Origin of the sequence: Variovorax sp. OK212, from assembly GCF_900112425.1 — a bacterium.
In the GTDB taxonomy this organism is placed as follows: domain Bacteria; phylum Pseudomonadota; class Gammaproteobacteria; order Burkholderiales; family Burkholderiaceae_C; genus Variovorax.
The window spans coordinates 1,297,482-1,323,175 of the sequence record NZ_FOLP01000001.1; the positions used below are offsets into that span (position 1 = coordinate 1,297,482).

A 25,694-nucleotide genomic window follows, 5' to 3' on the forward strand; every position below is an offset into this window, starting at 1 on the left:
ACCTCTTGTTGCTTACAGCACCTTGTGGCCGGTCAGCATCGTGGGCAGCCAGGTGGAGAAGGCCGGCACGTAGGTCACCAGGGTGATGGCGATGAAGATCGCCAGATAGTAGGGCCAGGCGGTCTTCGTCGCCTCCCCGATGGATATCTTCCCGATCGCGCAGCCGATGAACTGCACCGTGCCCACCGGCGGATGCACCAGGCCCAGTGCGCAGTTCAGCAGCAGCATCATCCCGAACTGCACCGGGCCCACGCCCATCTGGATGGCCAGCGGCAGGAACAGCGGCGTGGTGATCAGGATGTGCGCCGCCATGTCCAGGAAGATGCCCAGGAAGATCTGGATGATGTTGATGTAGAGCAGCATCAGCCACGGGCTGGAGGTGGCCGCCAGCAGCACCGTCTCGATGGCGTCCGGAATCTCCAGGTAGGCCATCTGGTAGCGCAGCATGTTCGACACGCCGATCAGCAGCAGGATCACGCCGGTGGTCTTGGAGGCCTTGGCCAGCGACTTGAAGAGCTTCTCGCGCGTCATCGTGCGGTAGGCCACCACCGTGAGCAGCAGCGAGTACGTCACCGCGATGGCCGCCGCCTCGGTGGCCGTGGCCACGCCCTTCATCACGCACACCAGGATGATCACGATCACCATCAGGCCGGGAATGGCCGCCAGGAAGGTCTTGGCCACCATGCCCCAGCCCGGAAAGCGCTCGACCATGGTGCTGCCGTCGGTGCGCTTCGGGTAGCCGTGCTTGGCCGCTTGCCAGTAGGCCGCCACCAGCATGCACACCATGATCCAGAACACCGGGATCAGGCCCGCGAACATCAGGTCGCCGATGGACACGCCCTTGATGATGTGGCCGTCGATGGTGCCCACCGCGGCCTGCGCGGCGAAGGCATAGATGATCATGTTGTGCGAGGTCGGCATCAGCGCGCCCGAGAGCGACGCATGCGTTGTCACGTTCACCGCATAGGCCGCGCTGTAGCCCTCGCGTTTCATGATCGGGATCATCACGCCGCCCATGGCCGAGGTGTCGGCCACCGGCGAGCCGGAGACGCCGCCGAACAGCGTCGAGGCCACCACGTTGGCCAGCCCCAGGCCGCCCTTCCAGTGGCCCACCAGGCTGCGCGCGAAGGCCACGATCTTGTCGGCGATGCCGCCGTGCAGCATCAGCTCGCCCGAGAAGATGAAGAACGGAATGGCAAGGAACGAGAACACGTTCATGCCCGAGACCATCATCTGGATGGCGGTCTCGAACGGCAGGCCCTCGTAGGCGAACGTGGCCAGGCAGCTCAGGCCGATGGCAAAGGCCACCGGCATGCCGAGCAGCAGGAAGAGCACGAAGCTCAGCGACAGCACTGTCAATGCCATGATGGAACGACCTTCTGGCCTGTGAACTGAGCAGCCAGGTGCTCGAGGGAGAAGAGGGTGATCAGCACCCCCGCGAAGAGAATCGGCAGGTAGCGCACGGCCTCCGACATGCCCAGCGTGGGAATGGTCGATTCGCGCGTGGAGGCGGCCATCTCGGCGCCGCCCGCGAACAACGCGACGGCGAAGCCGATGGTCAGCACATAGACAAGCGTCTTGCACCAGAACTGCGCCTTCGGCGGCAACGCCTTCACCAGCGAGTCCAGGCCGATGTGGCCGGCGTCCCGCACGCCGGCGGAAGCGCCGAACATGGCGACCGAGATCACCAGCAGCAGCGCGACCTGCTCGACATACGGCGGGGCGTCATTGAAGACGTAGCGCAGCACCACGCCATAGACGACGACCCCGAGCAGGCCGACAAGGCACACGCACGCGATGTACATGGCCCAGCGCGACAGCCGTGCGTTCAGTGAGGTAAGCAAGCTCATGTCCGGCGTGCGTCACTTGGTGTTGACGATTTCCTGCACCAGCGCCTTCTGCTCCGGCGTGGTCGCGAACTTGTCCCACACCGGCTTCTCGACCTCGACGAAGCCCTTGCGGTCGATCTCGGAGGCCGCCACGATCTTGGCGCCGCCCTTGATGACAGCGGCCTTGGCGTCCTTCTCGCGCGGTTCCCACAGCTTCACGTAGTAAGGCACCGAGTCTTTCGCGGCCTTGCGGATCGCGGCCTGTTCTTCCTTGGTGAGCGTGTCCCAGATCTTCTTGGAGAACACCAGCACCTCGGGCGTCATGACGTGCATGGTCTCCGAGTAGACCGGCGCGGCCTCGAAGTGCTTGGCTTCTTCGTACGAGGGGTAGTTGTTCTCGGCGGCGTCCACCAGGCCGGTCTTCAGGCCGGTGTAGACCTCGGCGATGGGCATGGGCGTGGGCGAGGCGCCGGTGGCGCTCACCAGGCTCACCATCAGGTCGGAGGGCTGCACGCGGATCTTCAGGCCCTTCATGTCGGCCACCGACTTGATCGGCTTCTTGGCGTACACCGAGCGCGCGCCGCTTTCATACATGCACAGGCCGATGAAGCCGGCCTTTTCGAAGGCGGCCAGCACCTTGTCGCCGGCCGGGCCGTACATGGCCTTGCGGAAATGCTCGATGTCGCGGAACAGGAAGGGCAGCGACGGAATCACCGACTCCGGCACGATGCCGTGGAAGGACGCGCTGCTCACGCGCACCATGTCCAGCGCGCCGATCTTCACCTGCTCGACCGTGTCCTTCTCCGAGCCCAGCGAGCTGTCCGCGAAGATCTTGATGTTGTCCTTGCCACCGGTGGCCTTCGACAGCTCGTCGCCCATGAACTTCACCGCCTGGTTGGTGGGGAAGTCCTTCGCGTGTACCTCGGCGGATCGGAAGGTCCGCGCCATGGTGACGTGAGATGCCGTGAGGGCGATCAGGCCGATCGCGATCAGGCCCGACAGCTTCTTCATTTGTAGTGATTTCATTTTTGATGCTCCTCGGTGGATGAAAAGAAAACGCAGCGGATGAACAACAGGCTCAGATGCCGAAAGCGGGTTCCGCGAGACCCTGCGCGCCGGGCCGCAGCGCGAACACGCCGCCGGCCAGTGGTTGGTCCGACAGGTCGATGCCGCCGGGTCGAATGGAAGTCACGAACAGGGTGTCGAGGCCGGGGCCACCGAAGGCGCACATGGCGGGCTTCTTCACCGGCACCTGCAGCGAGCGGTCGAGCCGGCCGTCGGGCGTGAAGCGGTGCACCAGGCCCGCGTCGTTGCCGCAGATCCAGTAGCAGCCGTCGGTGTCCATGGCGGCGCCGTCGGGGCGCCCGGGCAGCGGCTTCATGTCGACGAACAGGCGGCGGTTGCCTGGCGTGCCGCTGCCGGTGTCGTAGTCGAAGGCCCAGACGGCCTGCACCGTGGGGTGCGAGTCCGACAGGTACATCGTGCGGCCGTCGGGGCTGAAGGCCAGGCCGTTGGGCACGATCAAGTCGTCCATGCGCAGGGCGGCGCCGCCGTCGCCCTTTGCGTGGCTGTAGAGGCGGCCGACGCGCTTGCCGGCGGCCATGTCGAGCAGCATCGTGCCGGCCCAGAAGCGGCCTTGCCGGTCGCAGCGGCCGTCGTTGAAGCGCATGGCCGGGGCCGCGTGCGCGACGGGCGCGAGCGACGTGGCGGCCAGGGTGCCGTCGGCCTGCGGCTTCAGCGAGAACAGGCCGCTTTCCATGCCGGCGATCCATTCGCCCGGCACGTCGGCACGCGGTGCAATGCAGGCGATCATTTCGTTCGCCGTCCATTGCGCATGGCCTTCGCCCGCGTGCCAGCGGTTCAGCGTGCGCGCCGGAATGTCGACCCAGTAAAGCGCCTGCTGCGCGGCGTGCCACACCGGGCTTTCACCGGTGGCGTTGCGCGCGTCGAGAACGAGTTCGGCTTGCATCATCGGATGGGGTGCGGCGCGTTCACGTTCAGTCGCCGAACGGGCCCTGGGCCGTGAAGGCGCCGCCCTGGTAGATGGCGTTCGGGTCGCTCGGCGCGACTGGCGGTTGCTGCTCGACCTTGTCGCGGAACACCTCCGAGCCGTCCTGCGCCACGAAGCCCAGGTGCGCCGCGGCGCTGTTGTCCCACCACACGTCGCGGTTGTTCGACATGCCGTAGACCACCGTGTGCTTCACGCCGGGCGTGAACAGCGACTTCTCGATCAGCGTGGTCAGGTCGCGGTAGCTCAGCCAGGTGCTCATCATGCGGCGGTTGAGCGGCTCGGGGAAGGAAGAGCCGATGCGGATGCTCACGGTCTCGATGCCCCAGCGGTCGAAGTAGAACTGCGCCACGTCCTCGCCGAAGGACTTCGACAGGCCGTAGTAGCCGTCGGGCCGGCGCGCGGCGTGCGCGTCGATGTGTTCGCTCTGCTCGTAGAAGCCGATCACGTGGTTCGAGCTGGCGAACACCACGCGCTTCACGCCGTGGCGGCGCGCGGCCTCGTAGATGTGGAACACGCCCTTGATGTTGGCCTCGAGGATTTCCTCGAACGGACGCTCGACCGACACGCCGCCCAGGTGGACGATGGCGTCGCAGCCGCTCACCAGCGCGTCGACGGCCGCCTTGTCCGAGAGGTCGCAGGGCTGCACTTCTTCGTGCGCGTCCGCGGCGGGCGCCAGCGAGGCGATGTCGGACAGCCGCAGCACCTCGGCATAGGGCTTGAGCCGCTCGCGCAGCACTTTGCCGAGGCCGCCGGCCGCGCCGGTCAGCAGCAGCCTGTTGAGTTTGTTGTTCGAGGCTTCCATCGTTGCTCGTCCGTTCAGAGTTTGGTGATGCGTTCCGGCAGGTCGCGGCCGTGGTACTTCTTGTAGATGGCGTTCAGCTTGCCGTTCTTCTGGTTCGCGACGACCCAGTTGTTCACCCATTCCTTGAGCTTGGGCTGTTCCTTGTTCAGCGCGATGCCCAGGTCGAAGTCCTTCTGGCCGAACTTCAGCTCCAGGTTCTTGGCCGGTGCCTGCTTGATCATTTCGCTGAGGTTCGACGGCGTGCTGGAGAACAGGTCGATCTGGCCCGTGACCATCGAGGTGATGAGCGTGGCGTCGTCCTCGTAGCGCACGATCTCGGCGCCCTTGGCCTGCTGCGTGGTGAGCGTGTCGTTCACGGTGGCGCGCGTCAGGCCGATGCGCTTGCCGTTCAGGTCGGCGTAGTCGGCCACCTTGATGCTCTTGGGGCCGCCCACGATGATGCTGATGACCGCGTAGGGCACCGAGAAATCGACGACCTTCTCGCGCTCGGGCGTGATCGACAGGTCGGCAATGACCAGGTCGGCGCGCTGCGCCTGCAGCGTGGGCACGCGCGCGGCGTTGGTGATCGAGACGATCTCGAGCTTCACGCCCAGGTCTTTCGCCAGCTGCGTGGCGGTGTCGACGTCGGAGCCGGTGGGCTGCAGGTTGGCGTCGGCGAAGGAGAACAGCGGCGTGCCCATGGCGATGGCCACGCGCACCTTGCCGGCCTTCTTGATGTCGTCGAGCTGGTCGGCCATCGCCGCTTGCGCGACGCCGCCCACGAGGGCCAGCGCGATGCAGGTGCGGGTGAAGAGGTTGCCGAGTTTCATTGAATGTCTCCTGGAGTGAATTGGTATGGGAGGTGAATGACTTTGATGACCCGGGCTGCCTGCTTACAGCCCGTTGTTCAGGAAGGCGCGCAGCTCCTGCGTCTTGGGCGCGTCGAGCATTTCGCCGGGACCGGTCTCCCAGACCGTGCCCTGGTGCATGTAGATGATCCGGTCGGCCACGCGCTTGGCGAAGGCCATCTCGTGCGTGACCAGCAGCATGGTCATGCCGCCGGCCGCGAGGTCTTCCATCACGCGCAGCACTTCGCCGGTGAGCTGCGGGTCGAGCGCGGAGGTGACCTCGTCGAACAGCATGACCTTGGGCGACATGGCGAGCGAACGCGCGATGGCCACGCGCTGCTGCTGGCCGCCGGAGAGTTGTTCGGGGTAGGCGTCGGCCTTGGCTTTGAGGCCGACCTGGTCGAGCACGCGGATGGCCACGTCGGCTGCTTCGCCGCGCGACTGCTTCTTCACGTGGCGCAGCGCCAGCATGATGTTCTCCTGCACCGTGAGGTGGGGGAACAGGTTGTAGCTCTGGAACACGATGCCCACTTCGAGGCGCAGCTGCTTCAGGTCGACACCGGGGCTGTCGACGCGGATGCCGCAGACCTCGATGGTGCCCTTGTCGATGACCTCGAGGCGGTCGATGCAGCGCAGCGCCGTGCTCTTGCCCGAGCCGCTGGCGCCGATGATGGCGATCATCTCGCCCTTGGCGACCTCGAACGAAACGCCCTTCAGAACCTGGTTGGCACCGAAGCTCTTGTAGACGTGGTCCAGCTTGACGATGGCCCCCCGGCTTGCCACTTCGTGTGCTTCGCCACCCCCCGAGGGGGAGGCCAGGCCTTCTTGGGAGCGGCCCGGCATAGGCTTAACGATTGGCGACATTGAGCTTCTTCTCCATCGCTTCGCTCCAACGCGACAGCGGATAACACAGGGCGAAATAGAAAGCGCCGACCAGGAAGAAAACCAGGAAGGGCTGGAAGATGGTGTTGTTGATGATCTGGCCGGCCCGCGTGAGCTCGACGAAGCCGATCACCGAGGCCAGCGAGGTCATCTTGATGATCTGCACCAGGAAGCCGACCGTGGGCGGCAGCGACAGGCGCACGGCCTGCGGAATGATCACCAGGCGCAGCGTCTGCCAGCGCGAGAAGGCCAGGCATTCGGCGGCTTCCCACTGCGGCTTGGGCATGGCCTCGATGCAGCCGCGCCAGATGTCGCCCAGGTAGGCGCTGACGTAGATCATCATCGCCAGCCCGGCGGCCACCAGCGAGGGCAGCGACAGGCCGTACACCGACAGCCCGAAGTACACGATGAACAGCAGGATCAGCAGCGGAATGCCCTGGATGCACTCGATGTAGAGCACCGCGAACCAGCGCAGCCACGGCCGCGGCGAGATGCGCGCGAGCATCAGCCCGAAGCCGCCGACCGCGCCGAGCACGAAGGCGAGCGCCGACAGCAGCAGCGTCCAGCCGATGGACTGCACCAGGTACATCAGGTGCGTGAAGGTGAAGTGGCCGATGCTCATGCGGCGCTCCCGTGCACGGCGACCGTGGCGGCGGACGCGTCGGCGCCCGCTGCGGGTTGCACCTTGCCGGCCTGCGCGGCGGCGCGGCGAATGACGCGGCGGCGGCGGAACATGTACTCGCCCAGCGCCCAGGTCACCAGCTTGATGAACAGCGACAGCACCAGGTACAGCGCCGCGACCACGATGTAGGTCTCCAGCGAGCGGAAGGTGTCCGACTGCACGGTGTTGGCGATGGCCGTGAGCTCTTCGGCCGAGATCTGCGAGGCCATGGCCGAGGCCTGCATCATCAGCAGGAACTGGCTCGTGAGGGCGGGGTACACCTTCTCGATGGACGGCTGCAGCATCACGTGCCAGCCGATGCGCCACTTCGACAGCCCCAGGCATTCGGCCGCCTCGATCTGCCCGCGCGGCACCGACTCGAGGCCCGCGCGGATGATCTCGGCGGCGTAGGCCGCGATGTTGATGACCATGGCCAGCACGGCGGCCGCGAAGGTCGGCATGCGCACGCCGAAGCTGGCGAGGCCGAAATACAGCAGGAAGATCTGCACCAGGAACGGCGTGTTGCGCACGATCTCGATGTAGACGGTGCAGGCGCGGGACAGCGGCTTGATGTGGCTGCGCTTGGCGAACGCGACCAGCGTGCCGACGCAGACGCCGATCACCACGGCCAGCGCGGTCATCTTGAGCGTCAGCCACGCGCCGTTCACGAAAACGGGCCAGTACGATGCCAACGGAGCGAAGTCGAGGGAATACTTCATGTGAGTGCCGTGCAGACCGCTGTGCTTCCATGGAAGCAGGGGCACTTGCGGCGCGGCTTCCAGGAATTTTGAGTGATAAGTTATCTGTTGTCGTACAACTAGTTGGGGATTATCATCGTGACCATGGTTCAGTCGAGTGCGGGTAATCCCTTGGTATCAAAAGCGCCGGTGGAAACCGCGCCGGGCGGGTCGGCGGCGGGCGCTGCCTTCGTGGGCCGGCCGCGGCCGCGTGCACGCGGCTTGGCGCACGGGCTGGTGGAAGACCTGGGCGACAAGATCCGCAACCAGTCGCTGCGGCCCGGCGACAAGCTGCCGACCGAGTCGGCCATCATGCAGGCCTACGGCGTGAGCCGCACCGTGGTGCGCGAGGCGCTCTCCAAGCTGCAGGCCGGCGGACTGGTCGAGACGCTGCACGGCGTGGGCACCTTCGTGCTGCAGCCGCGCGCCAGCGGGGTGTTCCGCCTCGATCCGGGCGAGATCGCCGCCTCGGTGGACGTGCTGGCCGTGCTGGAACTGCGCATCAGCCTGGAGACCGAATCCGCGGGGCTGGCCGCCAGCCGCCGCACCGACGAGCAGCTGGTCGCCATGCGCAGTGCGCTCGACGATTTCGAGAAGAACGTGGCCGTGGCCGGCGACACCGTGGGGCCGGACTTCCGCTTCCACCTGCAGATTGCGCAGTCGACCGGCAACCCGTACTTCGCGGACATCATGCGGCACCTGGGCACCACGCTCATTCCGCGCACCCGCATCAGCGCCATCCGCAACCACGAGGGTGGCGGGGCGCCGTACCTGAGCCGCGTGAACCGCGAGCACGAAGAGATCTACGCGGCCATTGCGCGGCGCGACCCCGAGTCGGCGCGCGCGGCCATGCGCATCCACCTGACCAACAGCCGCGAGCGGCTGCGCATGGCGCAGGAGGCCGCGCAGCAGAAGGCCAAGGCCGATGCAGGCGCGGGGCAGGGCGGCCCTTCGTCCGGCAACTCCCCCCGCTGACTTTTTCTTGTCCATCAATCTGGACAAGTTGTTTTTCTAGTTGTACGATGACTGATAACTTGCACGGTGGAGCGTGCGAGGCCGCGACTTCATCGAACAAATCAGGAGACAGCATGAGCATCAACCGACGTGGCGCATTGGGCGCTGCCCTCGCCACCACACTGGCCGCCAGCCTGCCTGTGCGCGCCCTTGCCCAGGCCTCGCAGGCCGCGCAAGGCGCACAGGCCGGCACCGGTACCTGGCCCTCGAAGCCCATCAAGATCATCGTTCCGTACCCGCCGGGCGGTTCGTCGGACATCATCGCGCGCGCCATCAGCCAGCCGCTGTCGGAAGCGCTGGGGCAGTCGGTCATCATCGACAACCGCGCGGGCGCCAACGGCAACCTCGGCGCCGACCTGCTGGCCAAGGCGCCGGCCGACGGCTACACCCTCATGCTGTGCGACATGGGCGCGCTGGCCATCAGCCCGTCGCTGTACCCGAAGCTGCCGTTCGATCCGTCGAAGGACCTGCGCAGCGTGTCCATGCTGGCCTACTCGCCGCACCTGCTGGTGGTGCACCCCTCGGTGCAGGCCAACACGCTGAAGGAGCTCGTCGAACTCTCCAAGAAAAGCGACTTCAACTTCGCCGTCACCGCCAGCGGCAGCACCGCGCACCTGGCCGGCATCGAACTGCAGCGCAAGATCGGCGCGAAGTGGGAGTACGTGCCCTACAAGGGCGGCGTGCAGGCCGTGCTGGACACCGTCGCGGGCCAGACCCAGGTGCTCATGAACGGCATGCTCGCCACCTATCCGCAGGTGCAGGCCGGCAAGCTCAAGCTGATCGCCGTGTCCAAGGCCACGCGCATGCCGCTGATCGGCAGCGTGCCGACCATCGCGGAGCAGGGCGCGCCCGGCTACGAATCGGGCACCTGGCAGGGCGTGGTGGCCGCGCGCGGCGTGCCCGACGCGGTGATCGCGCGGCTCAACCGCGAGCTGGTGCGCATCATCCGCACACCCGACATCCGTGCACGCCTCGCGGGGCAGGGCGCGGAGGTCGTGACCATGACCGTTGCCGAGCAGGACCAGTTCTTTGCCAAGGAGCGCGCGCGCTGGGCGCAGGTCATCAAGGAAGCCAACGTCAAGCTCGACTAGCCATGCTGATCCCCCGGCTTTTCACTCGCTTCGCTCCGTGCAATTCGCCACCCCCCGAGGGGGAGGCGCGGCCCGCCTTGGGGCGGCCCGGCGGCGGCCGCATGGCTGCTTCCTGAATCTCTTCTTTCTCTTTCAATCTTCACAGGACTCATCCCCATGAACCCGCAAGAACTCAAGACCATCATGGGCTCCGGCCTGCTCTCGTTCCCGCTGACCGACTTCGACAGCAACGGCGACTTCAACGCGCCAAGCTACGTCAAGCGCCTCGAGTGGCTGGCGCCCTACGGCGCGAGCGCGCTGTTCGCGGCCGGCGGCACGGGCGAGTTCTTCTCGCTGACCGGCGAGGAGTACCCCGGCATCATCAAGACCGCGGTGGACACCTGCCGCGGCGTGGTGCCGATCATTGCCGGCGCCGGCGGCCCGACGCGCTTTGCCATCCAGTGCGCGCAAGCCGCGGAGAAGGCCGGCGCGCACGGCATCCTGCTGCTGCCGCACTACCTCACCGAAGCCGGCCAGGAAGGCCTGGCCGCGCACGTGGAAGCCGTGTGCAAGAGCGTGAAGTTCGGCGTGATCGTCTACAACCGCGCATCGAGCCGCCTCAAGCCCGAAACGCTGGCCGGCCTGGCCGAGCGCAACCCCAACCTGGTGGGCTTCAAGGACGGCATCGGCGACATCGAAGCCATGGTCGCCATCTACCAGCGCATGGGCGAGCGCTTCGCCTACCTGGGCGGCCTGCCCACGGCAGAGGTGTATGCCGCCGCCTACAAGGCGATGGGCACGCCGGTGTATTCGTCGGCTGTCTTCAACTTCATCCCGAAGACCGCCATGGACTTCTACAAGGCCGTGGCCGCCGACGACCTGAAGACGCAGCACCACCTGCTGAAGAACTTCTTCATGCCCTACCTCGAGCTGCGCAACCGCGTGCCGGGCTACGCCGTGAGCATCGTGAAGGCCGGCGCCAAGATCGTCGGCCACGACGCCGGCCCCGTGCGCGCACCGCTGACCGACCTGAAGCCCGCCGAGATGGAAGAGCTCAAGGCGCTGATCGACGCGCTCGGCCCGCAGTAAAAAGAGCACCCGGAGCCCTGGCCGAACGGCCGCACGGACGCAAAGAAACGACAACGGAGACAAGACCCCATGTCCATCAAGAAGTTCTTCCTCGTGGCCGCCGCGGCCGCGATGGTCTCTGGCTGCGCGATGATGCCCGCGGGCGGCGGCGCCTCGGCGCAGCCCGAAGTGGCTGCCGCGGCCGAGCGCCTGCGCATCGCCATGATCGACCCCACCGCCGCCGCGCTCGGCGCGCTGGTGGCCGACGACCTGAGCTACGGCCATTCGGGCGGCAAGGTCGACACCAAGGCCAGCTTCATCGCCGACCTGGTGGACGGCAAGTCCGACTTCGTCAGCATCGCCATCACCGAGCAGACCATCAAGGTGGTGGACGCCAACACCGCCATCGTGCGCCACACGCTCGCCGCCGACACCAACGACTCGGGCAAGCCCGGCAAGGTGGCGCTGAAGATCCTCGGGGTCTGGCAAAAGCAGGGCGGAAGCTGGAAACTGTTGGCCCGCCAGGCCGTACGCACCTGATCGATCCGATGAGCCAAAGCCAGACCCCCACCGTCACCGCCATGCGCGTGGTCCCCGTCGCGGGCCACGACAGCATGCTGATGAACCTGAGCGGTGCCCACGGCCCGTTCTTCACGCGCAACCTGCTGATCCTGACCGACAGCGCCGGGCGCACCGGCGTGGGCGAAGTGCCCGGCGGCGAGAAGATCCGCCAGACGCTGGAAGACGCGCGCAGCCTCATCGTGGGCCAGCCCATCGGCAAGCACAACGCCGTGCTCAACAGCATGCGCCACGCCTTCGCCAACCGCGACAGCGGCGGGCGCGGCCAGCAGACCTTCGACCTGCGCGTGACCATCCACGCGGTCACCGCCGTGGAGGCCGCGCTGCTCGACCTGCTGGGCCAGTTCCTCGAAGTGCCCGTGGCGGCCCTGCTCGGCGAAGGCCAGCAGCGCGACGCGGTGCAGATGCTCGGCTACCTCTTCTACGTGGGCGACCGCACCAAGACCGACCTGGCGTACGAGACCGACCCCGGCGCCGACAACGACTGGTTCCGCCTGCGCCATGAAGAAGCCATGACGCCCGAGGCCATCGTGCGCCTGGCCGAGGCCACGCACGCGCGCTACGGCTTCACCGACTTCAAGCTCAAGGGCGGCGTGCTGCGCGGCGAACAAGAGGTCGAGGCCATTCGCGCGCTGCACGAGCGCTTTCCGCAGGCCCGCGTCACGCTCGACCCCAACGGCGGCTGGCTGCTGCAGGACGCGATTCGCCTGTGCCGCGACCTGCACGGCGTGATGGCCTATGCCGAAGATCCGTGCGGTGCCGAAGGCGTGTTCTCGGGCCGCGAGGTGATGGCCGAGTTTCGCCGCGCCACCGGCCTGCCCACCGCCACCAACATGGTCGCCACCGACTGGCGCGAGATGGTGCACAGCCTGTCGCTGCAGTCGGTCGACATTCCGCTGGCCGACCCGCACTTCTGGACCCTGCAGGGCTCGGTGCGCGTGGCGCAGCTGTGCCAGGCCTGGGGCCTGACCTGGGGTTCGCATTCGAACAACCACTTCGACGTGTCGCTCGCGATGTTCACGCACGTGGCGGCCGCGGCACCTGGCAAGGTGACGGCCATCGACACGCACTGGATCTGGCAGGACGGCCAGCGCCTCACGAAGGCGCCGCTGCAGATCGAGGGCGGCTTCGTGAAGGTGCCCACGCGCGGCGGCCTCGGTGTGGAGCTCGACATGGCCGAAGTCGAGAAGGCGCACCAGCTGTACCTGAAGCACGGCCTGGGCGCGCGCGACGATGCGCAGGCGATGCAGTACCTGATTCCGAACTGGACCTTCGACAACAAGCGGCCCTGCATGGTTCGCTGAAGGTTCACACTTCCTTTCTTTCCCTTTCCGCAGCCGGAGCCTCAACGCTCCGGCTTCTTTCTTTCCATCGAGCAGCAAGGAACACCCCATGCAGAACTTCGACAACCTGATCGCCGGCGAATGGCGTGCCGGCGCAAGCTACAGCGCCAACATCAACCCCAGCAACCTGTCCGACGTGCTCGGCCAGTACACGCAGGGCGACGCATCGCACGTCGATGCCGCCGTGGCCGCGGCCACCGCCGCCTTCCCGGCCTGGGCCACGGGCAGCATCCAGGCGCGCTCCGACGCGCTCGACAAGATCGGCACCGAGATCCTCGCGCGCAAGGAAGAGCTGGGCACGCTGCTGGCGCGCGAAGAAGGCAAGACCAAGGCCGAAGGCATCGGCGAGGCCACGCGCGCGGGCCAGATCTTCAAGTTCTTCGCGGGTGAATGCCTGCGCCTGTCGGGCGAGCTGCTGCCGTCGGTGCGCCCCAACATCGGCGTGGAAATCACGCGCGAGCCGGTGGGCGTGGTCGGCCTGATCACGCCGTGGAACTTCCCGATCGCCATTCCCGCCTGGAAGATCGCGCCCGCGCTGGCCTTCGGCAACTGCGTGGTGTTGAAGCCCGCCGACCTCGTGCCGGGCAGTGCCTGGGCGCTCTCCGAAATCATCAGCCGCTCGGGCATTCCCGCGGGCGTGTTCAACCTGGTGATGGGCCGCGGCAGCGTGATCGGCGAGGCGCTGGTCAAGCACCCCGGCATCCACGCGATCAGCTTCACCGGCTCGGTGGGCGTGGGCCGCAACATCGCGATCCAGTGCGTCACCAACCACAAGAAGGTGCAGCTCGAAATGGGCGGCAAGAACCCGCAGGTGATTCTTGACGACGCCGACCTCGCGCAGGCCGTGGAGCTCAGCGTGCAGAGCGCGTTCTATTCCACCGGCCAGCGCTGCACCGCGTCGAGCCGCCTCATCGTGACCGAAGGCATCTACCCCAAGTTCATCGAGGCGATGAAGACGCGCATGGCCAGGATCAAGGTGGGCGATGCGCTGGCGCAGGGCACCGACGTGGGCCCGGTCTCTTCGAAGTCGCAGCTCGACCAGGACATGGAGTACGTTGCCATCGGCAAGGGCGAAGGCGCCACCTTGGCCGCCGGCGGCGAGCTGCTGAAGCTGGAGACCGACGGCTACTACATGTCGCCCGCGCTCTTCAGCGAAACGGCCGCGGCGATGCGCATCAACAAGGAAGAGATCTTCGGCCCGGTGGCCAGCGTGATCCGCGTGAAGAACTACGAAGAGGCACTGGCCACCGCCAACGACACCGAGTTCGGCCTGTCGGCCGGCATTGCCACCACCTCGCTGAAGCACGCCACGCACTTCAAGCGCCACAGCCAGGCCGGCATGGTGATGGTCAACCTGCCGACGGCGGGTGTGGACTATCACGTGCCGTTCGGCGGCCGCAAGGGTTCGAGCTACGGTCCGCGTGAGCAGGGCAAGTACGCGCAGGAGTTCTTCACCACCGTGAAGACGGCCTACACGCTGGCCTGATCTCCAGGCGTCTTCAAGGCGAAGGCAGCGAGCTCGGCGGAGCTTGCCGCCTGCGGCGCATCAGGAACTCGATGAGTTCGAAGATCGCCTCGCTCAGCAACGCCAGCGCGGCGGCCGGCAGCGCACCCGCCATCAACAACTCCCGGTCGTTGAGCGCCAGCCCCGTCACGATGCGCTCACCGAACCCGCCCGCACCGATGAAGGCGGCGATGGTCGCGGTGCCGATGGCGATGGCCGTGGCCGTTCGCACGCCCGCCAGCAAGGTCGGCAGTGCGAGCGGCAACAGCACCAGCTGAAGGCTCTGCGGCGGGGTCATGCCCAGCGCGGTGCCGGCCATCCGCAGGCCGTTGGGCACCTCGGTCAGGCCCGTGACCGTGTTGCGCATGATTGGCAGCAGCGAGTACAGCGTGAGCGCAATCAACGCGGGCAGGGCACCGATGGCGCCGAGCATCGAGATCAGCACCGCCAGCAGCGCCAGCGATGGCACGGTCTGCATCAGGCTTGCCATGCCCAGCACCACCGCGCGCAACCGCACATGCGGAAACACCAGGATCGCGATCGGCACGCCGATGAGAATGGCAATGCCCACCGACAGCGCCACCAGCAGCAGGTGCTGGCGCGCGAGCTTCCACAGGTCGGGGCCGAAGAGCTTGGCCATGAAGCCGCGCCGTTCTTCCTTGCGCTGCGCGTTCGGGTCCGCCTTCGCGTCCTTGCCGCTGCCGGCGAGGAAGTCGCGCGCGATCACGTCGAAGGGCACGCTCTGCAGCTCGGCGCGCGCGTTCATCGCGATCATCGCGTGCTCGTCGACCTTGCCTTCGAGCGTCTTCAGCGCGGCCCAGGCCTGCGGCAGGCGCGTGGGCAGGTCGAGCTTGTAGAGCACCACGGCGTCGTAGCGCGGAAAGTACTTCTTGTCGTCTTCCAGCACGCGCAGGCCGAGGTGGTCGATCTTCGCGTCGGTGGTGTAGATGTCGATCACGTCGATCTGCTTGGCGGCCACCGCGTCGTAGGCCAGGCCGTGGTCCAGGCCGCTCGGCGTCTGCGTGTAGCCGTAGCGCGCGGCAAGTCCCTTCCAGCCGTCGGCGCGGCCGATGAATTCGTTCGACAGGCCGAGCTTGAGCTCGGGGTGCTTGGCCAGGTCGCTCAGGGTGCGCAGGCCCAGCCGGTCGGCGTCGGCGGCGCGCACCGCGAGCGCATAGCCGTCGTTGAAGCCCAGCGGAATGGCCACGCCCAGGCCGAGTGGTGCCAGCGACGCGTTCATGGCCTCGCGCGTGTCGGCGGGTGAACCCTTGAGGATCTCCTGCGCGATGGTGCCGGTGTATTCGGCATAGAGGTCGATGGCGCCCGAGCGCAGCGCTTCGTACACGATGGCCGTGTTGCCCAGCCCCTGCCGCACGACGGGCGCAGAGGCGGTGTACGGCGCTGCGGTCTGCGCCAGCAGCTCGGCCAGAATGTACGACTCCGTGAAGCGCTTGGAGCCCACGCGCAAGGTGTCGTCCGCGGCCTGCGCGGCGCCGGCCATGCCGAACCCGGTGAGCGAGAGCAGCAAGGCGAAGCGCCAGAAACTGAGGCGGAGGCAGCGGGGCAGGTGCATCGCGGGCAGTTTATAGACAACGCCGCGTTCGGCGTACCCGCCAATCTCCTACACGCCGTCGTGCGCGCAACCGATGCGCCGGGGTGGTGGGCGGGCGCATCATTCCGCTTCATGAAGTCTTCTCCCTCCAAGGCTGCGAAGCCTGAAGCCGCCGGCACCAAACTCGCCAACCCTGCCGACCGGCCCGATCCCTTGCCCCCCACCGACGTGCACGGCCTGCGCGACCTTCCCGGCGTGCACGTCGAGGGCTACAGCCTGCAGCTGCGCGACAAGGACGGCTTCGTCGGCGACCAGGCGAGCCAGACCGCCTTCAGGGAACTGCTCGAGCGCTGGCGCAAGCGCCGCCGCAAGAAGGGCAAGGACCCGCTGGGCGACCTGCACTCGCGCGACCTGAGCAAGAAGGCGCTCGACCGCGTGCTCGGCGCGAAGAAGGCGTCGGAGGCCGGCGACGTGATGCACGGCGTGATCGAGGAGTTCACCGAGGAACTGGCCTCGGTGATCCAGCGCTTCCTGCGCCAGCCCTCGTGGCACAAGGTCGAGCGCATCGTCATCGGCGGCGGTTTTCCCGAGAGCGACGTGGGCGAGCGCGCGGTGCTGCAGACCGGCGCCATCCTGGAAGAGCTGGGCCAGCACGTGCAGTTGGGCCGCCTGTCGCACAACGTGGACGACGGCGGGCTGATCGGCTGGGTGCACCTCACGCCGCCGGCCCTGCTGCGCAAGTACGACGCCATTCTTGCGGTGGACATCGGCGGCACCAACGTGCGCTGCGGCATCGTGAAGACGCGCTACCGCAAGGCGCACGACTTCTCGCGCGCGGAGGTGGTGCGCCGCGTGAAGTGGCGCCATGCCGACGAAGGCCCCAACCGCAGCCACATGGTCGAGCACATCGCCGACATGCTGATGGACATGGTGCGCTACAGCGAGCGCAAGAAGATCCGGCTCGCGCCCTTCATCGGCATCGGCTGCCCGGGGCTCATCCGCTCCGACGGCTCCATTGCGCGCGGCGCGCAGAACCTGCCGGGCGATTGGGAAAGCCACGCCTTCCACCTGCCCACGGCCGTGTGGCGCCGCATGCTCACGCTGGGCTCCGACCCGATGCTGGTGCTGATGCACAACGACGCGGTGGTGCAGGGCCTGAGCGAGCTGCCCTTCATGCGCGACGTGAAGCACTGGGGCGTGCTGACCATCGGCACGGGGCTGGGCAACGTGAGCTTCAGCAACACGCCGACGCCGGACGAACTCAAAGAGGGGAAGACGCCGGCGGCGGGACGGAAGAAATCGAAAGCTGGGGCGTCACGCGCGTGATCGCGGACACGCTGGCGATGTTGCCCGCCGCGTCGACGGCGCGCGCCTCGATGTTGGCGTAGCCGGCGGCGGACGGCGTCCAGCGGCAGGAGAAGGGCGCGGCCTGCAGGCTGCACACGGTCTTGCCGTCGACGATGAAGCTCAGCTGCGCCACGTTGGCCGAGGCGTTGGCCTCTAGTTGCGCAGGCGCCCTGGCCGCGGCGGCGGGCGGCACCGTCATCGCCACGGCCGGCGGCACGGCGATGGCAGGCGGTTGCACGATGACGTTGGCCGACGCCACCGCGGTGTTGCCCGCCGCGTCCACGCCGATGACGCGGATCGTCTGCACGCCCGGGCTGCCCGGAGTCCAGCTGCAGGTGTAGGGCGGGGCGGTGAAGGTGCAGATCGGGATGCTGTCGTTGCCCAGCACCTTGACGCCCCACACGCCCACGTTGTCGACCACGGCCGGCGCGATGAGCGTGGGCTGGCCCACGGTGGCCGTGGACGGCGCGGCCAGCGACACGGTGGGCGGCGTCACGTCGATGCCGCCGAGCGCCAGGTCGATGGTGAACATCGGCAAGCCCTGCACGGCCTTCTGCTCGAACGCGTCGAAGATGGTGAACCAGCTCGCGCCCGGCGCGCGGTTCGGCGCATGTGCTTTCACCAGCAGCGTGGTCTTGCCCACGGCGAAGCAGCTGAAGCCGCAGTCCCAGTCGAACACGAAACGGCCCGATGCGTCGGCCACGCCCGTCACCAGCATCACCAGCGGCTTGCCCGCGCCCGGGTTGCGCCACACCGACACCTGCGCGCCCGCCAGCGCGGCGCCGCTGTCGCGGTCGGTCACGCGCACCTGCGTGGCGGTGGTGCCGGCCATGAACTTCGAGCTGCCGAGCTTGGGCCAGTCGGTCCAGTCGGTGTCGATGCTGGCCTTGGTGCCCGGCGTGAAGCGGATCATTTCCAGCGTGGCGATGCGGTTGGCGGCCGGGTCGCGGCGCTGCTCGAACACGGTGCCCAGCAGCGGGTCGAGGCGCCAGTTCTGCCGCGTCCACCAGTAGCGGTCGCCCTCGTCGGCCAGCGCCAGGTCGGCGATGGGCGCCACGCCGGTGGTGTCGGTCACCGCAACGCCGTTGTAGTACTCGCCCGCCCCGGCGCCGAACACGTGCTCCAGCTCGTGCAGCAGCGTCTTCAGCTGGCGGCCGAGGTAGTCTTTCTCGGTGGACTCGGGCGCGGCGGCGCTGGGCGCGCGCGACAGCCGCAGCGGGTCGTGGATGGCCACCCAGTTCAGGTTCCAGGCCACGCCCTTCTGCGGAAAGGTCCAGCTGGTCGACAGGCCGCCGTGGCTGTAGCCGCGTTTGGACTTCGAGATGCACACCACCACCTCGCCGTTGACCAGGCCGTTGTAGCTGCACTGCGGCGCCGCGGCGGGCGGCACCAGCTGAAGGTCGGTGCTGGGGTCGAAGACGAAGCTGCGCACGGTCTCGCGCGTGAACACGGTGTTGACGTCGGCCACGTACTGCGCGAGGCGGCGGGCGGCTTCGGCGGGGCCGATGTCGGCGGCCAGCTCGGGGTCGGCGATGAACTTCAGGCGGTGCACGCTGGGCGCGGCACGGCCGACGTCGTCCATGGCGGCGAAAGCGGGCGTCATTCCAGACAGCGCGAGCAGAATTGGTAGCAGCAGCGACCGCTTCATCAGGGTCGCCAGCATCGGCACGGTCAGTGGGCTCAGCCGTGCACGCAGCGAGAAGAAGGCTCGCATCGGTCGTTCCCCGGCGTGGGGGCGTGAAACTCAAACGGACGGCGCCTTGGGTGGGCACTTGCGACGTGCCGGGCCCCGGGCGGACTGCCCCGCAACGCAGGGGGCTCCGGGAACTCGCGCGGCCGGCCGGGACTTACGCTCGCGGCAGGCTGGCGTGTCAACCACCGAAACCGGTGGAGATTTTAGTATTCACGTTCTGTTTGTTGCACAAGCGTTGCATTTATGCACGAAACATTACAGCTGGAAAGCTACCGTCAGCAGCAGCCCTTCGGCCACGTCCCGCACCAGCCCCGGGCGCCGCGCGCGGTAGGGCTCGCCGGCCGAGGCGGTGGTCTCGATCCACTCGGCCAGCCATTCGATTTCGTCCACGCCGTAGAACACGACCGCCGCCTCGTGGTTCAGCAGCAGGCTGCGCAGGTCGAGGTTGATCGAGCCGCACAGCGCCAGGTCGCCGTCGACCACCACCGCCTTGGCGTGCGCCATGAACGGCAGCATGCGAAAGCTCACGCCCGCGCGCGCCAGGTCGCGCATGGCGCGTGCGCGCACGAAGTCGGCCAGCCGGTGGTTGGACTGCGCGGGCATCGCGATGGTCACCTGCACGCCGCGCCGCGCGGCCAGCCGCAGCGCGTCGCGCAGGCCGTCGCCGGGCACGAAGTAGGGCGTGATCGCCAGGATGCGGTGCTCGGCGCGAAAGCACGCGTCGATCAACAGCGCGTGCGCCGTGTCTTCGGTCTGGTCGGGGCCGCTCGGCAGGAACTGCGCCATGGCCGTGCCCGGTCCTTCGGGCGCGTCCTCGCAGGTGATGGCGCGCGCCTTGCGGCTGCGCACCGAGGCCCAGTCGTGGTCGAACTGGCGCGCCGCGGCCGCGGCCACGCTGCCGCGCAGGTCGAACGACAGGTCGTGCCAGGCCTCGGGGTGCGCGTCGTTGCCGGTGAAGTATTCACCCGCCAGGTTGCGCCCGCCCGACCACAGCCAGCTGTCGTCGGCGATGGTGAACTTGCGGTGGTTGCGCAGGTTGCGCGGGCCGATGCGGCGCAGGCTGAAGAAGGGGCGGAACACCGCCACCTCGCCGCCGGCCGCGCGCAGCCGGTCGAAGTGATGGCGCGGCAAAGAAAGGGCGCCGAAGCCGTCGAGCAGCACGCGCACCTTGATGCCTTCGCGCGCGCGCTTGGCCAGGCGCTCGAGCACGGCATGGCCGAGCGCGTCGTTGCCGATGATGAAGGTGCACACGTCGATGCGCTCGCGCGCGCCGTCGATCACCTGCCACAGCGCCTCGCGCGCTGCCTCGCCGTCGGCGTGCATGCGGATCTCGCTGCGCCCCGGCGGCGCGAGGCCGAAGCTCTCGATCAGGTCGGCGGCCCAGTGGCCCGGCGGCACCGAGCGCGGCGGCCGCGGCGAGCCGGCCGGGCGCAGCTTGCGCTGGCCGAACAGCAGGTACATCGGCAGGATGAAGTAGGGCATCAGCACCAGCCCCATGACCCAGGCGATGGCCGTGGTGGGCGCGCGCTGCTCGCGGCGCGCGCGGGTGGTCAGCACATAGACGAGCAGCGCGAAAGTGACGACGAGGAAATGCTGCGAGGGGGAGGGCAGCCAGTCGAACCGCGAGACGCTTGCAGTAGGCATGGGTCGATGATGCCTCAGCGCTGCGCCGCCGCGCGCGCGAGCCCCTTCAGCGCTGAAGGAAGGCCGGCACGCCGCGCCCCTGCGAGGCCAGGAAACGCATCATCGGGTCGACCACCGCGCGCACCGCGGGCCGCGCGCCCACGCGGTCGCGCCAGGCCACCAGGCGCGGCGTGGCGCCGGTCATGCCCGCACCCTTGCGGTCGGCGAACACATGGGCCATGTAGAAGGCGATGTCTGCGAAGGAGTAGGGGCCGGCCAAATACTCGCACTCGCGCGAGGCCAGCAGGCCTTCCAGCTCTTCGTAGAAGCGCGCGCAGGCGGCGCAGGCCGCGACCGCCGGGGCGCTCTTCATGTCGTGCTGCAGGCCGAAGAGCCGGATGACGTTGGGAAAGAAGACCTCGTCCGACTTCTGTTCCAGCTGCCGCGCGCGGGCCCGCTCGGCAATGCCCGCGGGCCACAGCGCGAGGCTTTCGGGGCCGGGGTAGCGGTCTTCGAGGTACTCGGAGATCTGCGTGGAGTCGAACAGCGCCACGCCGCCGTCGATGTCGTCGGTCAGCACCGGCACCTGCTGCTTGACCGGGTTGACCCGAAGCACCTCGGGGTGCTTGGGCTCGTAGGCGTCGTCGATGGTGAAGGGCACCATGACCAGTTCGAAGGGCACGCCTTTTTCGCGTGCCGCGATCTCGACCTTGGCGCCGAACATGCTGAGGGGACCGGAGTAGATGTGAGTCGTCATGGGCACCGACTTGACCAGAAACCGCCCCTCAATGCATCAGGTCGTGCCCCAGACTTCCTGTGCCGTCTCGACCACCAGGCGCAGCTTGGCGCGCTGCGCTTCCACCGCGATGTTGTTGCCGTGCACCGTGCTGGAGAAGCCGCACTGCGGCGACAGCGCGAGCTGGTCGAGCGAGGCGTACTTGGCGGCCTCGTCGATGCGGCGCTTGAGCTCGTCCTTGTCTTCCATCTGGCCGAACTTCGTGGTCACCAGGCCGAGCACCACGGTCTTGCCCTTGGGCAGGTAGCGCAGCGGCTTGAAGTCGCCCGAGCGGGCGTCGTCGTATTCCATGAAGTAGGCGTCCAGGTCCATCTCCTTGAGCAGCGCCTCGGCCACCGGCTCGTAGTTGCCGGCCGCGGCGTGCGTGCTCTTGAAGTTGCCGCGGCACAGGTGCATGGCCAGCAGCATGCCCGGCGGCTTCTGCGCCACCACCTTGTTGATGAAGGCGGCGTAGCGGTGCGGCAGTTCGTTCGGGTCGTCGCCGCGCTTGCGGGCGGCTTCGCGCATGTGCTCGTCGCACAGGTAGGCCAGGTTGGTGTCGTCCATCTGCACGTAGGTGCAGCCGGCCGCGGCGAGCGAGCGCAGTTCGTCGCCGTAGGCCTTGGCCACGTCGTCGTAGAAGGCCGGGTCGAGTTCGGGGTAGGCGTCCTTGCTGATGCCGGCGCGGCCACCGCGGAAGTGCAGCATGGTCGGCGAGGGGATCGTCACCTTGGGCATGTTGCCGGCCGACACCTGGCTCTTCAGGTACTGGAAGTCGGCGAGCTGGATGTCCTTCACGTGGCGGACCTTGTCGATCACGCGCATCGCGGGCGGCGCCAGTTCCTCGGTGCCGTCGGGCTTGCGGATGGTGACCGGAATGTCGGTCTTCACGCCGCCCAACTGGTCGAGAAAGTCGATGTGGAAGTACGTACGGCGGAACTCGCCGTCGGTGATGCTCTTCAGGCCGATGTCTTCCTGGAACCGGACGATCTCGGTGATGGCCTTGTCCTCGACCAGGCGAAGCTGCTCGGGCGTGATCTCGCCCTTGGCCTTCTGCTCGCGCGCTTCGAGCAGGTACTTGGGGCGCAGGAAACTGCCCACGTGGTCGTAGCGGGCGGGCAAGGCGGCGTGCTGTGACATGGATGACTCCGTCGTGATTTTGGGGAACGAGCGGGCATCGTATCGCCTTCGGAATGCCGATGACTGTATACAGATGACTCGGTGTTTACCCTTGAAAGTCGCCTTCAGGCTGGAAATTTGCGAATTTCTGTATACATTGGGTATTCATGAAAACGCCCACGACCACCTTTCCGCTGAACGCCTGGTACGCCGCCGCCTACGACGTCGAAGTGCGTCACGCGCTGCTGCCGCGCACCATCTGCAACCAGAAAGTGGTGCTGTTCCGCCGCACCGACGGCCAGGTGGCCGTGCTGGAGGACGCCTGCTGGCACCGGCTGATGCCGCTGTCGCTGGGCCGCCTGGAGGGCGACGAGCTGGTCTGCGGCTACCACGGGCTGGTCTACAACAGCCAGGGCCGCTGCACCCACATGCCGAGCCAGGAAACGCTCAACCCCTCGGCCTGCGTGCGCAACTTTCCGGCCGTGGAAAAGCACCGCTTCGTGTGGATCTGGCCCGGCGACCCGGCCAAGGCCGACCCGGCGCTGATTCCCGACATGCACTGGAACGACGACCCGGCCTGGGCCGGCGACGGCAAGATGATCCGCGTGAACTGCGACTACCGCCTGGTGGTCGACAACCTCATGGACCTGACGCACGAGACCTTCGTGCACGGCTCGTCCATCGGCAACCGCGAAGTGGCCGAGGCGCCTTTCGTGGCCACGCACGGCGATCGCTCGGCCACCGTCACGCGCTGGATGGAGAGCATCGACCCGCCGCCGTTCTGGGGCGGCCAGATCCGCCATGCGCGCGGCTACACGGGCAAGGTCGACCGCTGGCAGATCATCCGTTTCGAAGGCCCGTGCACGGTGAACATCGACGTCGGCGTGGCCGAGGCCGGCAGCGGCGCGGTGCCCCGGGGCGACAACCCCGGCGACCGCAGCAAGGGCGTCAACGGCTACGTGCTCAACACCATCACGCCCGAGACCGACAAGACCTGCCTGTACTTCTGGGCCTTCTCGCGCAACTACTGCCTGGGCGAGCAGCGCCTCACGCACGAGCTGCGCGAGGGCGTGGCCGGCATCTTCCGCGAAGACGAGCTCGTGCTCGAGGCGCAGCAGAAGGCCATGGACGACCACCCCGACCACCAGTTCTACAACCTCAACATCGACGCCGGCTCGATGTGGGCGCGCCGGCTGATCGACCGCCTGATCGAGAAGGAAAAGCCCGCGCGCGCGCCGATCCCGATCCGCCCCGTGGACGCGGTGGACGCCGTGGCCACCGTCCAGAACCAGAACCAGAACCAGAAGCAGGCCGCATGAAGGTCGCGGCAGTCTCCAGCGCCGAGCCCGGCGACAGCGGCAGTTCGCAAGGCGTGAAGGCGCAGCTGCGGCTGCGCGAGATGATCCTGGCGGGCGAGCTGCCCGGCGGCGCGCGCATTGCCGAAGTGGCCATCTCCGAGCAGCTCGGCGTGTCGCGCACGCCGGTGCGCACGGCGCTGATGCGCCTCGAGCAGGAAGGCCTGCTCGAGGCGCTGCCCAACGGCGGCTACGCGGTGCGCACGTTTTCCGAGCGCGACGTGGCCGACGCCATCGAGCTGCGCGGCACGCTCGAAGGCCTGGTCGCGCGGCTCGCGGCCGAGCGCGGCGCGGCGCCGGTGGTGCTGCGCGAGGCGCGCGCCTGCCTGCAGCGCATCGACGAGCTGCTGCGCGAACCCGCGCTCGACGACGCGGCCTTCTCGCGCTACGTTACTCACAACGAGCGCTTTCACTCGCTGCTGTGCGAAATGGCGGGCAGCCCCGTCATCGCGCAGCAGCTGGAGCGCGTGGTCAACCTGCCGTTCGCGTCGCCTTCGGGCTTCGTCATCGTGCAGGCCAACTCGCCCGCCGCGCGCGACATGCTCGTCATTGCGCAGGACCAGCACCTGCAGGTGCTCGACGCCATCGAGTCCGGCGAGGGCTCGCGCGCCGAGGCGCTGATGCGCGAGCACAGCCGCATCGCGCGGCGCAACCTGCGCGAGGCGCTGCACGGCACGCCCACCGCCGAGCAGCGCCCGCTGCCGGGCGTGCAGCTGATCCGCCGCCGCGGCTGAGCCCGCCTTTTCCTTTCCTGCCTTTGGTGTTCCCCCGATGAAAAGCGATCTTCAATGGATGCAGGCGCAGGTCGTTGCGCTGCGCGACGTCACGCCCACCGTGCGCGAGTTCGAACTGCGCCCCCGGCGAGAGGGTGAGGGCGAGGGCGGCCTGGCCGGCGCATACGAACCCGGCGCCCACCTGCAGGTGCAGGTGATGACCGCGCAAGGCAGGCTGCAGACCCGCTCGTACTCGCTGGTCGGCGAGGGCGACGGCCGGTGCTGGCGCATCGCCGTGAAGCGGCTGGACGACGGCCGCGGCGGCTCGCTCGCGATGTGGCGGCTGGCCGTGGGCGACCGCCTGCAGGTCAGCGCGCCGCAGAACCACTTCGGGCTCGACCTCTCGGCGCCCGGCTACCTGCTGGTGGCGGGCGGCATCGGCATCACGCCGCTGGTGCTGATGGCGCAGCGGCTGGCGGCGCACGCAAGGCGCACCGGCGTGCCGGTGAAGATGCTCTACGGCGCGCGCAATGCCGAGGAATTCGGCTACCTGGCGCACCTGCGGGACGCATTGGGCGAGGGCGTCACGGCCCACGAAGGCTCGACCCCCATCGACTTCGCCGCCGCCATTGCCGCGCTGCCGGCCGGCGGCCAGCTCTACACCTGCGGCCCGGTGCCGATGCTCGAGGCCGTGAAGCGCGCCTGGCATGCGGCCGGCCGCCCCATCGCGGACCTGCGCTTCGAGACTTTCGGCAGCAGCGGGCGCCTGGCCACGCAGTCGTTCCAGGTGTGCATTCCCCGGCACGACCTGACCCTCACCGTGCCGGCCGACTGCACGCTGCTCGAGGCGCTCGACGCGGCCGGCGTGCAGACACTGTGGGACTGCAAGCGCGGCGAGTGCGGCCTGTGCGCCATGGATGTGATCGCCGTGGACGGCGAGATCGACCACCGCGACGTGTTCCTCAGCGAGCACGAAAAGCAGTCGACCACGCGCATTTGCGCCTGTGTGTCACGCGCCGTGGGTACGCTCACGCTCGACTCCGCGTACCGCGCCGACAGCTGACGCCGCCGCCGCGGCGCCGGCCACCTTGCGCGATGATCGCGCAGTTCATTTATTGATCGCGCAACAAAGGCCCGGGAGGGGCCCGGGGTAGGTGATTGCCTGCTGCGCCGAATGTTGCAAAGTGTTG

Annotated in this window: 24 protein-coding genes; 10 read left to right on the top strand and 14 right to left on the bottom strand. The window is 67.9% G+C overall.

Annotated features, from left to right (window positions below):
• Positions 1-12: 12 nt before the first annotated feature.
• From BM004_RS05965 to BM004_RS06005, 9 genes are all read right to left on the bottom strand, one after another.
• Positions 13-1,365, bottom strand: coding sequence for a TRAP transporter large permease (locus tag BM004_RS05965; RefSeq protein WP_007836432.1), 1,353 nt, complete (start codon positions 1,363-1,365; stop codon positions 13-15).
• On the bottom strand, positions 1,356-1,850 hold the full coding sequence (locus BM004_RS05970) for a TRAP transporter small permease (protein ID WP_093124809.1): 495 nt from the start codon (positions 1,848-1,850) through the stop codon (positions 1,356-1,358). Before BM004_RS05970 ends, BM004_RS05965 begins: the two co-directional genes overlap by 10 nt.
• 12 nt (positions 1,851-1,862) lie before the next feature.
• Positions 1,863-2,855, bottom strand: coding sequence for a TRAP transporter substrate-binding protein (locus tag BM004_RS05975; RefSeq protein ID WP_093211809.1), 993 nt, complete (start codon positions 2,853-2,855; stop codon positions 1,863-1,865).
• A 52-nt stretch (positions 2,856-2,907) separates the two neighbouring features.
• On the bottom strand, positions 2,908-3,798 hold the full coding sequence (locus BM004_RS05980) for an SMP-30/gluconolactonase/LRE family protein (protein ID WP_093212047.1): 891 nt from the start codon (positions 3,796-3,798) through the stop codon (positions 2,908-2,910).
• Positions 3,799-3,826: 28 nt separating this feature from the next.
• Positions 3,827-4,642, bottom strand: a complete 816-nt coding sequence (locus tag BM004_RS05985) for an NAD-dependent epimerase/dehydratase family protein (RefSeq protein WP_093211810.1) — start codon at positions 4,640-4,642, stop codon at positions 3,827-3,829.
• A 14-nt stretch (positions 4,643-4,656) separates the two neighbouring features.
• Positions 4,657-5,451, bottom strand: coding sequence for a transporter substrate-binding domain-containing protein (locus tag BM004_RS05990; RefSeq protein WP_093124816.1), 795 nt, complete (start codon positions 5,449-5,451; stop codon positions 4,657-4,659).
• Between the two features lie 63 nt (positions 5,452-5,514).
• Positions 5,515-6,252 carry an amino acid ABC transporter ATP-binding protein gene (locus tag BM004_RS05995; RefSeq protein WP_305727952.1) on the bottom strand — a complete coding sequence of 246 codons (738 nt, stop codon included), beginning with the start codon at positions 6,250-6,252 and terminating at the stop codon, positions 5,515-5,517.
• Positions 6,253-6,316: 64 nt separating this feature from the next.
• Positions 6,317-6,973, bottom strand: a complete 657-nt coding sequence (locus tag BM004_RS06000) for an amino acid ABC transporter permease (protein WP_093124821.1) — start codon at positions 6,971-6,973, stop codon at positions 6,317-6,319.
• A complete protein-coding gene (locus tag BM004_RS06005; protein ID WP_093124824.1) occupies positions 6,970-7,731 on the bottom strand; it encodes an amino acid ABC transporter permease in 762 nt (253 codons plus the stop codon). The genes BM004_RS06000 and BM004_RS06005 overlap by 4 nt, the downstream gene beginning before the upstream one ends.
• A gap of 123 nt (positions 7,732-7,854) precedes the next feature.
• Here BM004_RS06005 and BM004_RS06010 point away from each other — a divergent pair, with 123 nt between their 5' ends.
• The 6 genes from BM004_RS06010 (at position 7,855) to BM004_RS06035 (ending at position 14,309) form a co-directional block, all read left to right on the top strand.
• Positions 7,855-8,724: a FadR/GntR family transcriptional regulator gene (locus BM004_RS06010; RefSeq protein ID WP_093211814.1), complete on the top strand. Its 870-nt coding sequence runs from the start codon at positions 7,855-7,857 to the stop codon at positions 8,722-8,724.
• Between the two features lie 113 nt (positions 8,725-8,837).
• The gene (locus BM004_RS06015) at positions 8,838-9,854 is read left to right on the top strand and encodes a Bug family tripartite tricarboxylate transporter substrate binding protein (protein WP_093124829.1); all 1,017 of its coding nucleotides are present in this window, start codon (positions 8,838-8,840) and stop codon (positions 9,852-9,854) included.
• A gap of 156 nt (positions 9,855-10,010) precedes the next feature.
• Positions 10,011-10,922 carry a 5-dehydro-4-deoxyglucarate dehydratase gene (kdgD, locus tag BM004_RS06020; protein ID WP_093124832.1) on the top strand — a complete coding sequence of 304 codons (912 nt, stop codon included), beginning with the start codon at positions 10,011-10,013 and terminating at the stop codon, positions 10,920-10,922.
• A 69-nt stretch (positions 10,923-10,991) separates the two neighbouring features.
• Positions 10,992-11,441, top strand: coding sequence for a nuclear transport factor 2 family protein (locus BM004_RS06025; RefSeq protein ID WP_093211816.1), 450 nt, complete (start codon positions 10,992-10,994; stop codon positions 11,439-11,441).
• Between the two features lie 8 nt (positions 11,442-11,449).
• Complete coding sequence (gene gudD / locus BM004_RS06030; protein ID WP_093211818.1) at positions 11,450-12,784, top strand: glucarate dehydratase; 1,335 nt, start codon at positions 11,450-11,452, stop codon at positions 12,782-12,784.
• Positions 12,785-12,872: 88 nt separating this feature from the next.
• Positions 12,873-14,309, top strand: a complete 1,437-nt coding sequence (locus BM004_RS06035; RefSeq protein WP_093211820.1) for an aldehyde dehydrogenase family protein — start codon at positions 12,873-12,875, stop codon at positions 14,307-14,309.
• Positions 14,310-14,322: 13 nt separating this feature from the next.
• Here the strand turns inward: BM004_RS06035 and BM004_RS06040 are convergent, their stop codons facing one another.
• Complete coding sequence (locus BM004_RS06040; RefSeq protein ID WP_093211821.1) at positions 14,323-15,900, bottom strand: glycine betaine ABC transporter substrate-binding protein; 1,578 nt, start codon at positions 15,898-15,900, stop codon at positions 14,323-14,325.
• 111 nt (positions 15,901-16,011) lie between these two features.
• Between BM004_RS06040 and BM004_RS06045 the strand changes: the two genes are divergently transcribed.
• Complete coding sequence (locus tag BM004_RS06045; RefSeq protein WP_256219798.1) at positions 16,012-17,205, top strand: ROK family protein; 1,194 nt, start codon at positions 16,012-16,014, stop codon at positions 17,203-17,205.
• Here the strand turns inward: BM004_RS06045 and BM004_RS06050 are convergent.
• The 4 genes from BM004_RS06050 to BM004_RS06065 form a co-directional block, all read right to left on the bottom strand.
• Entirely contained in the window at positions 17,141-18,940 is a 1,800-nt protein-coding gene (locus BM004_RS06050) for an Ig-like domain-containing protein (RefSeq protein ID WP_093211823.1), read from the bottom strand. The genes BM004_RS06045 and BM004_RS06050 overlap by 65 nt on opposite strands.
• Positions 18,941-19,174: 234 nt before the next feature.
• Entirely contained in the window at positions 19,175-20,563 is a 1,389-nt protein-coding gene (locus tag BM004_RS06055) for a phospholipase D-like domain-containing protein (RefSeq protein WP_093124847.1), read from the bottom strand.
• A gap of 46 nt (positions 20,564-20,609) precedes the next feature.
• Positions 20,610-21,299: a glutathione S-transferase family protein gene (locus BM004_RS06060; protein WP_093211824.1), complete on the bottom strand. Its 690-nt coding sequence runs from the start codon at positions 21,297-21,299 to the stop codon at positions 20,610-20,612.
• Positions 21,300-21,335: 36 nt separating this feature from the next.
• A complete protein-coding gene (locus BM004_RS06065; RefSeq protein ID WP_093124852.1) occupies positions 21,336-22,457 on the bottom strand; it encodes a 5-methyltetrahydropteroyltriglutamate--homocysteine S-methyltransferase in 1,122 nt (373 codons plus the stop codon).
• A gap of 146 nt (positions 22,458-22,603) precedes the next feature.
• Between BM004_RS06065 and BM004_RS06070 the strand changes: the two genes are divergently transcribed.
• The 3 genes from BM004_RS06070 to BM004_RS06080 are packed head-to-tail and all read left to right on the top strand — an operon-like array spanning position 22,604 to position 25,567.
• Positions 22,604-23,755, top strand: a complete 1,152-nt coding sequence (locus BM004_RS06070) for an aromatic ring-hydroxylating dioxygenase subunit alpha (RefSeq protein WP_093211826.1) — start codon at positions 22,604-22,606, stop codon at positions 23,753-23,755.
• Positions 23,752-24,525, top strand: a complete 774-nt coding sequence (locus BM004_RS06075) for a GntR family transcriptional regulator (protein WP_093124856.1) — start codon at positions 23,752-23,754, stop codon at positions 24,523-24,525. Before BM004_RS06070 ends, BM004_RS06075 begins: the two co-directional genes overlap by 4 nt.
• Positions 24,526-24,562: 37 nt before the next feature.
• A complete protein-coding gene (locus BM004_RS06080; RefSeq protein WP_093211828.1) occupies positions 24,563-25,567 on the top strand; it encodes a PDR/VanB family oxidoreductase in 1,005 nt (334 codons plus the stop codon).
• Positions 25,568-25,694 lie beyond the last annotated feature (127 nt).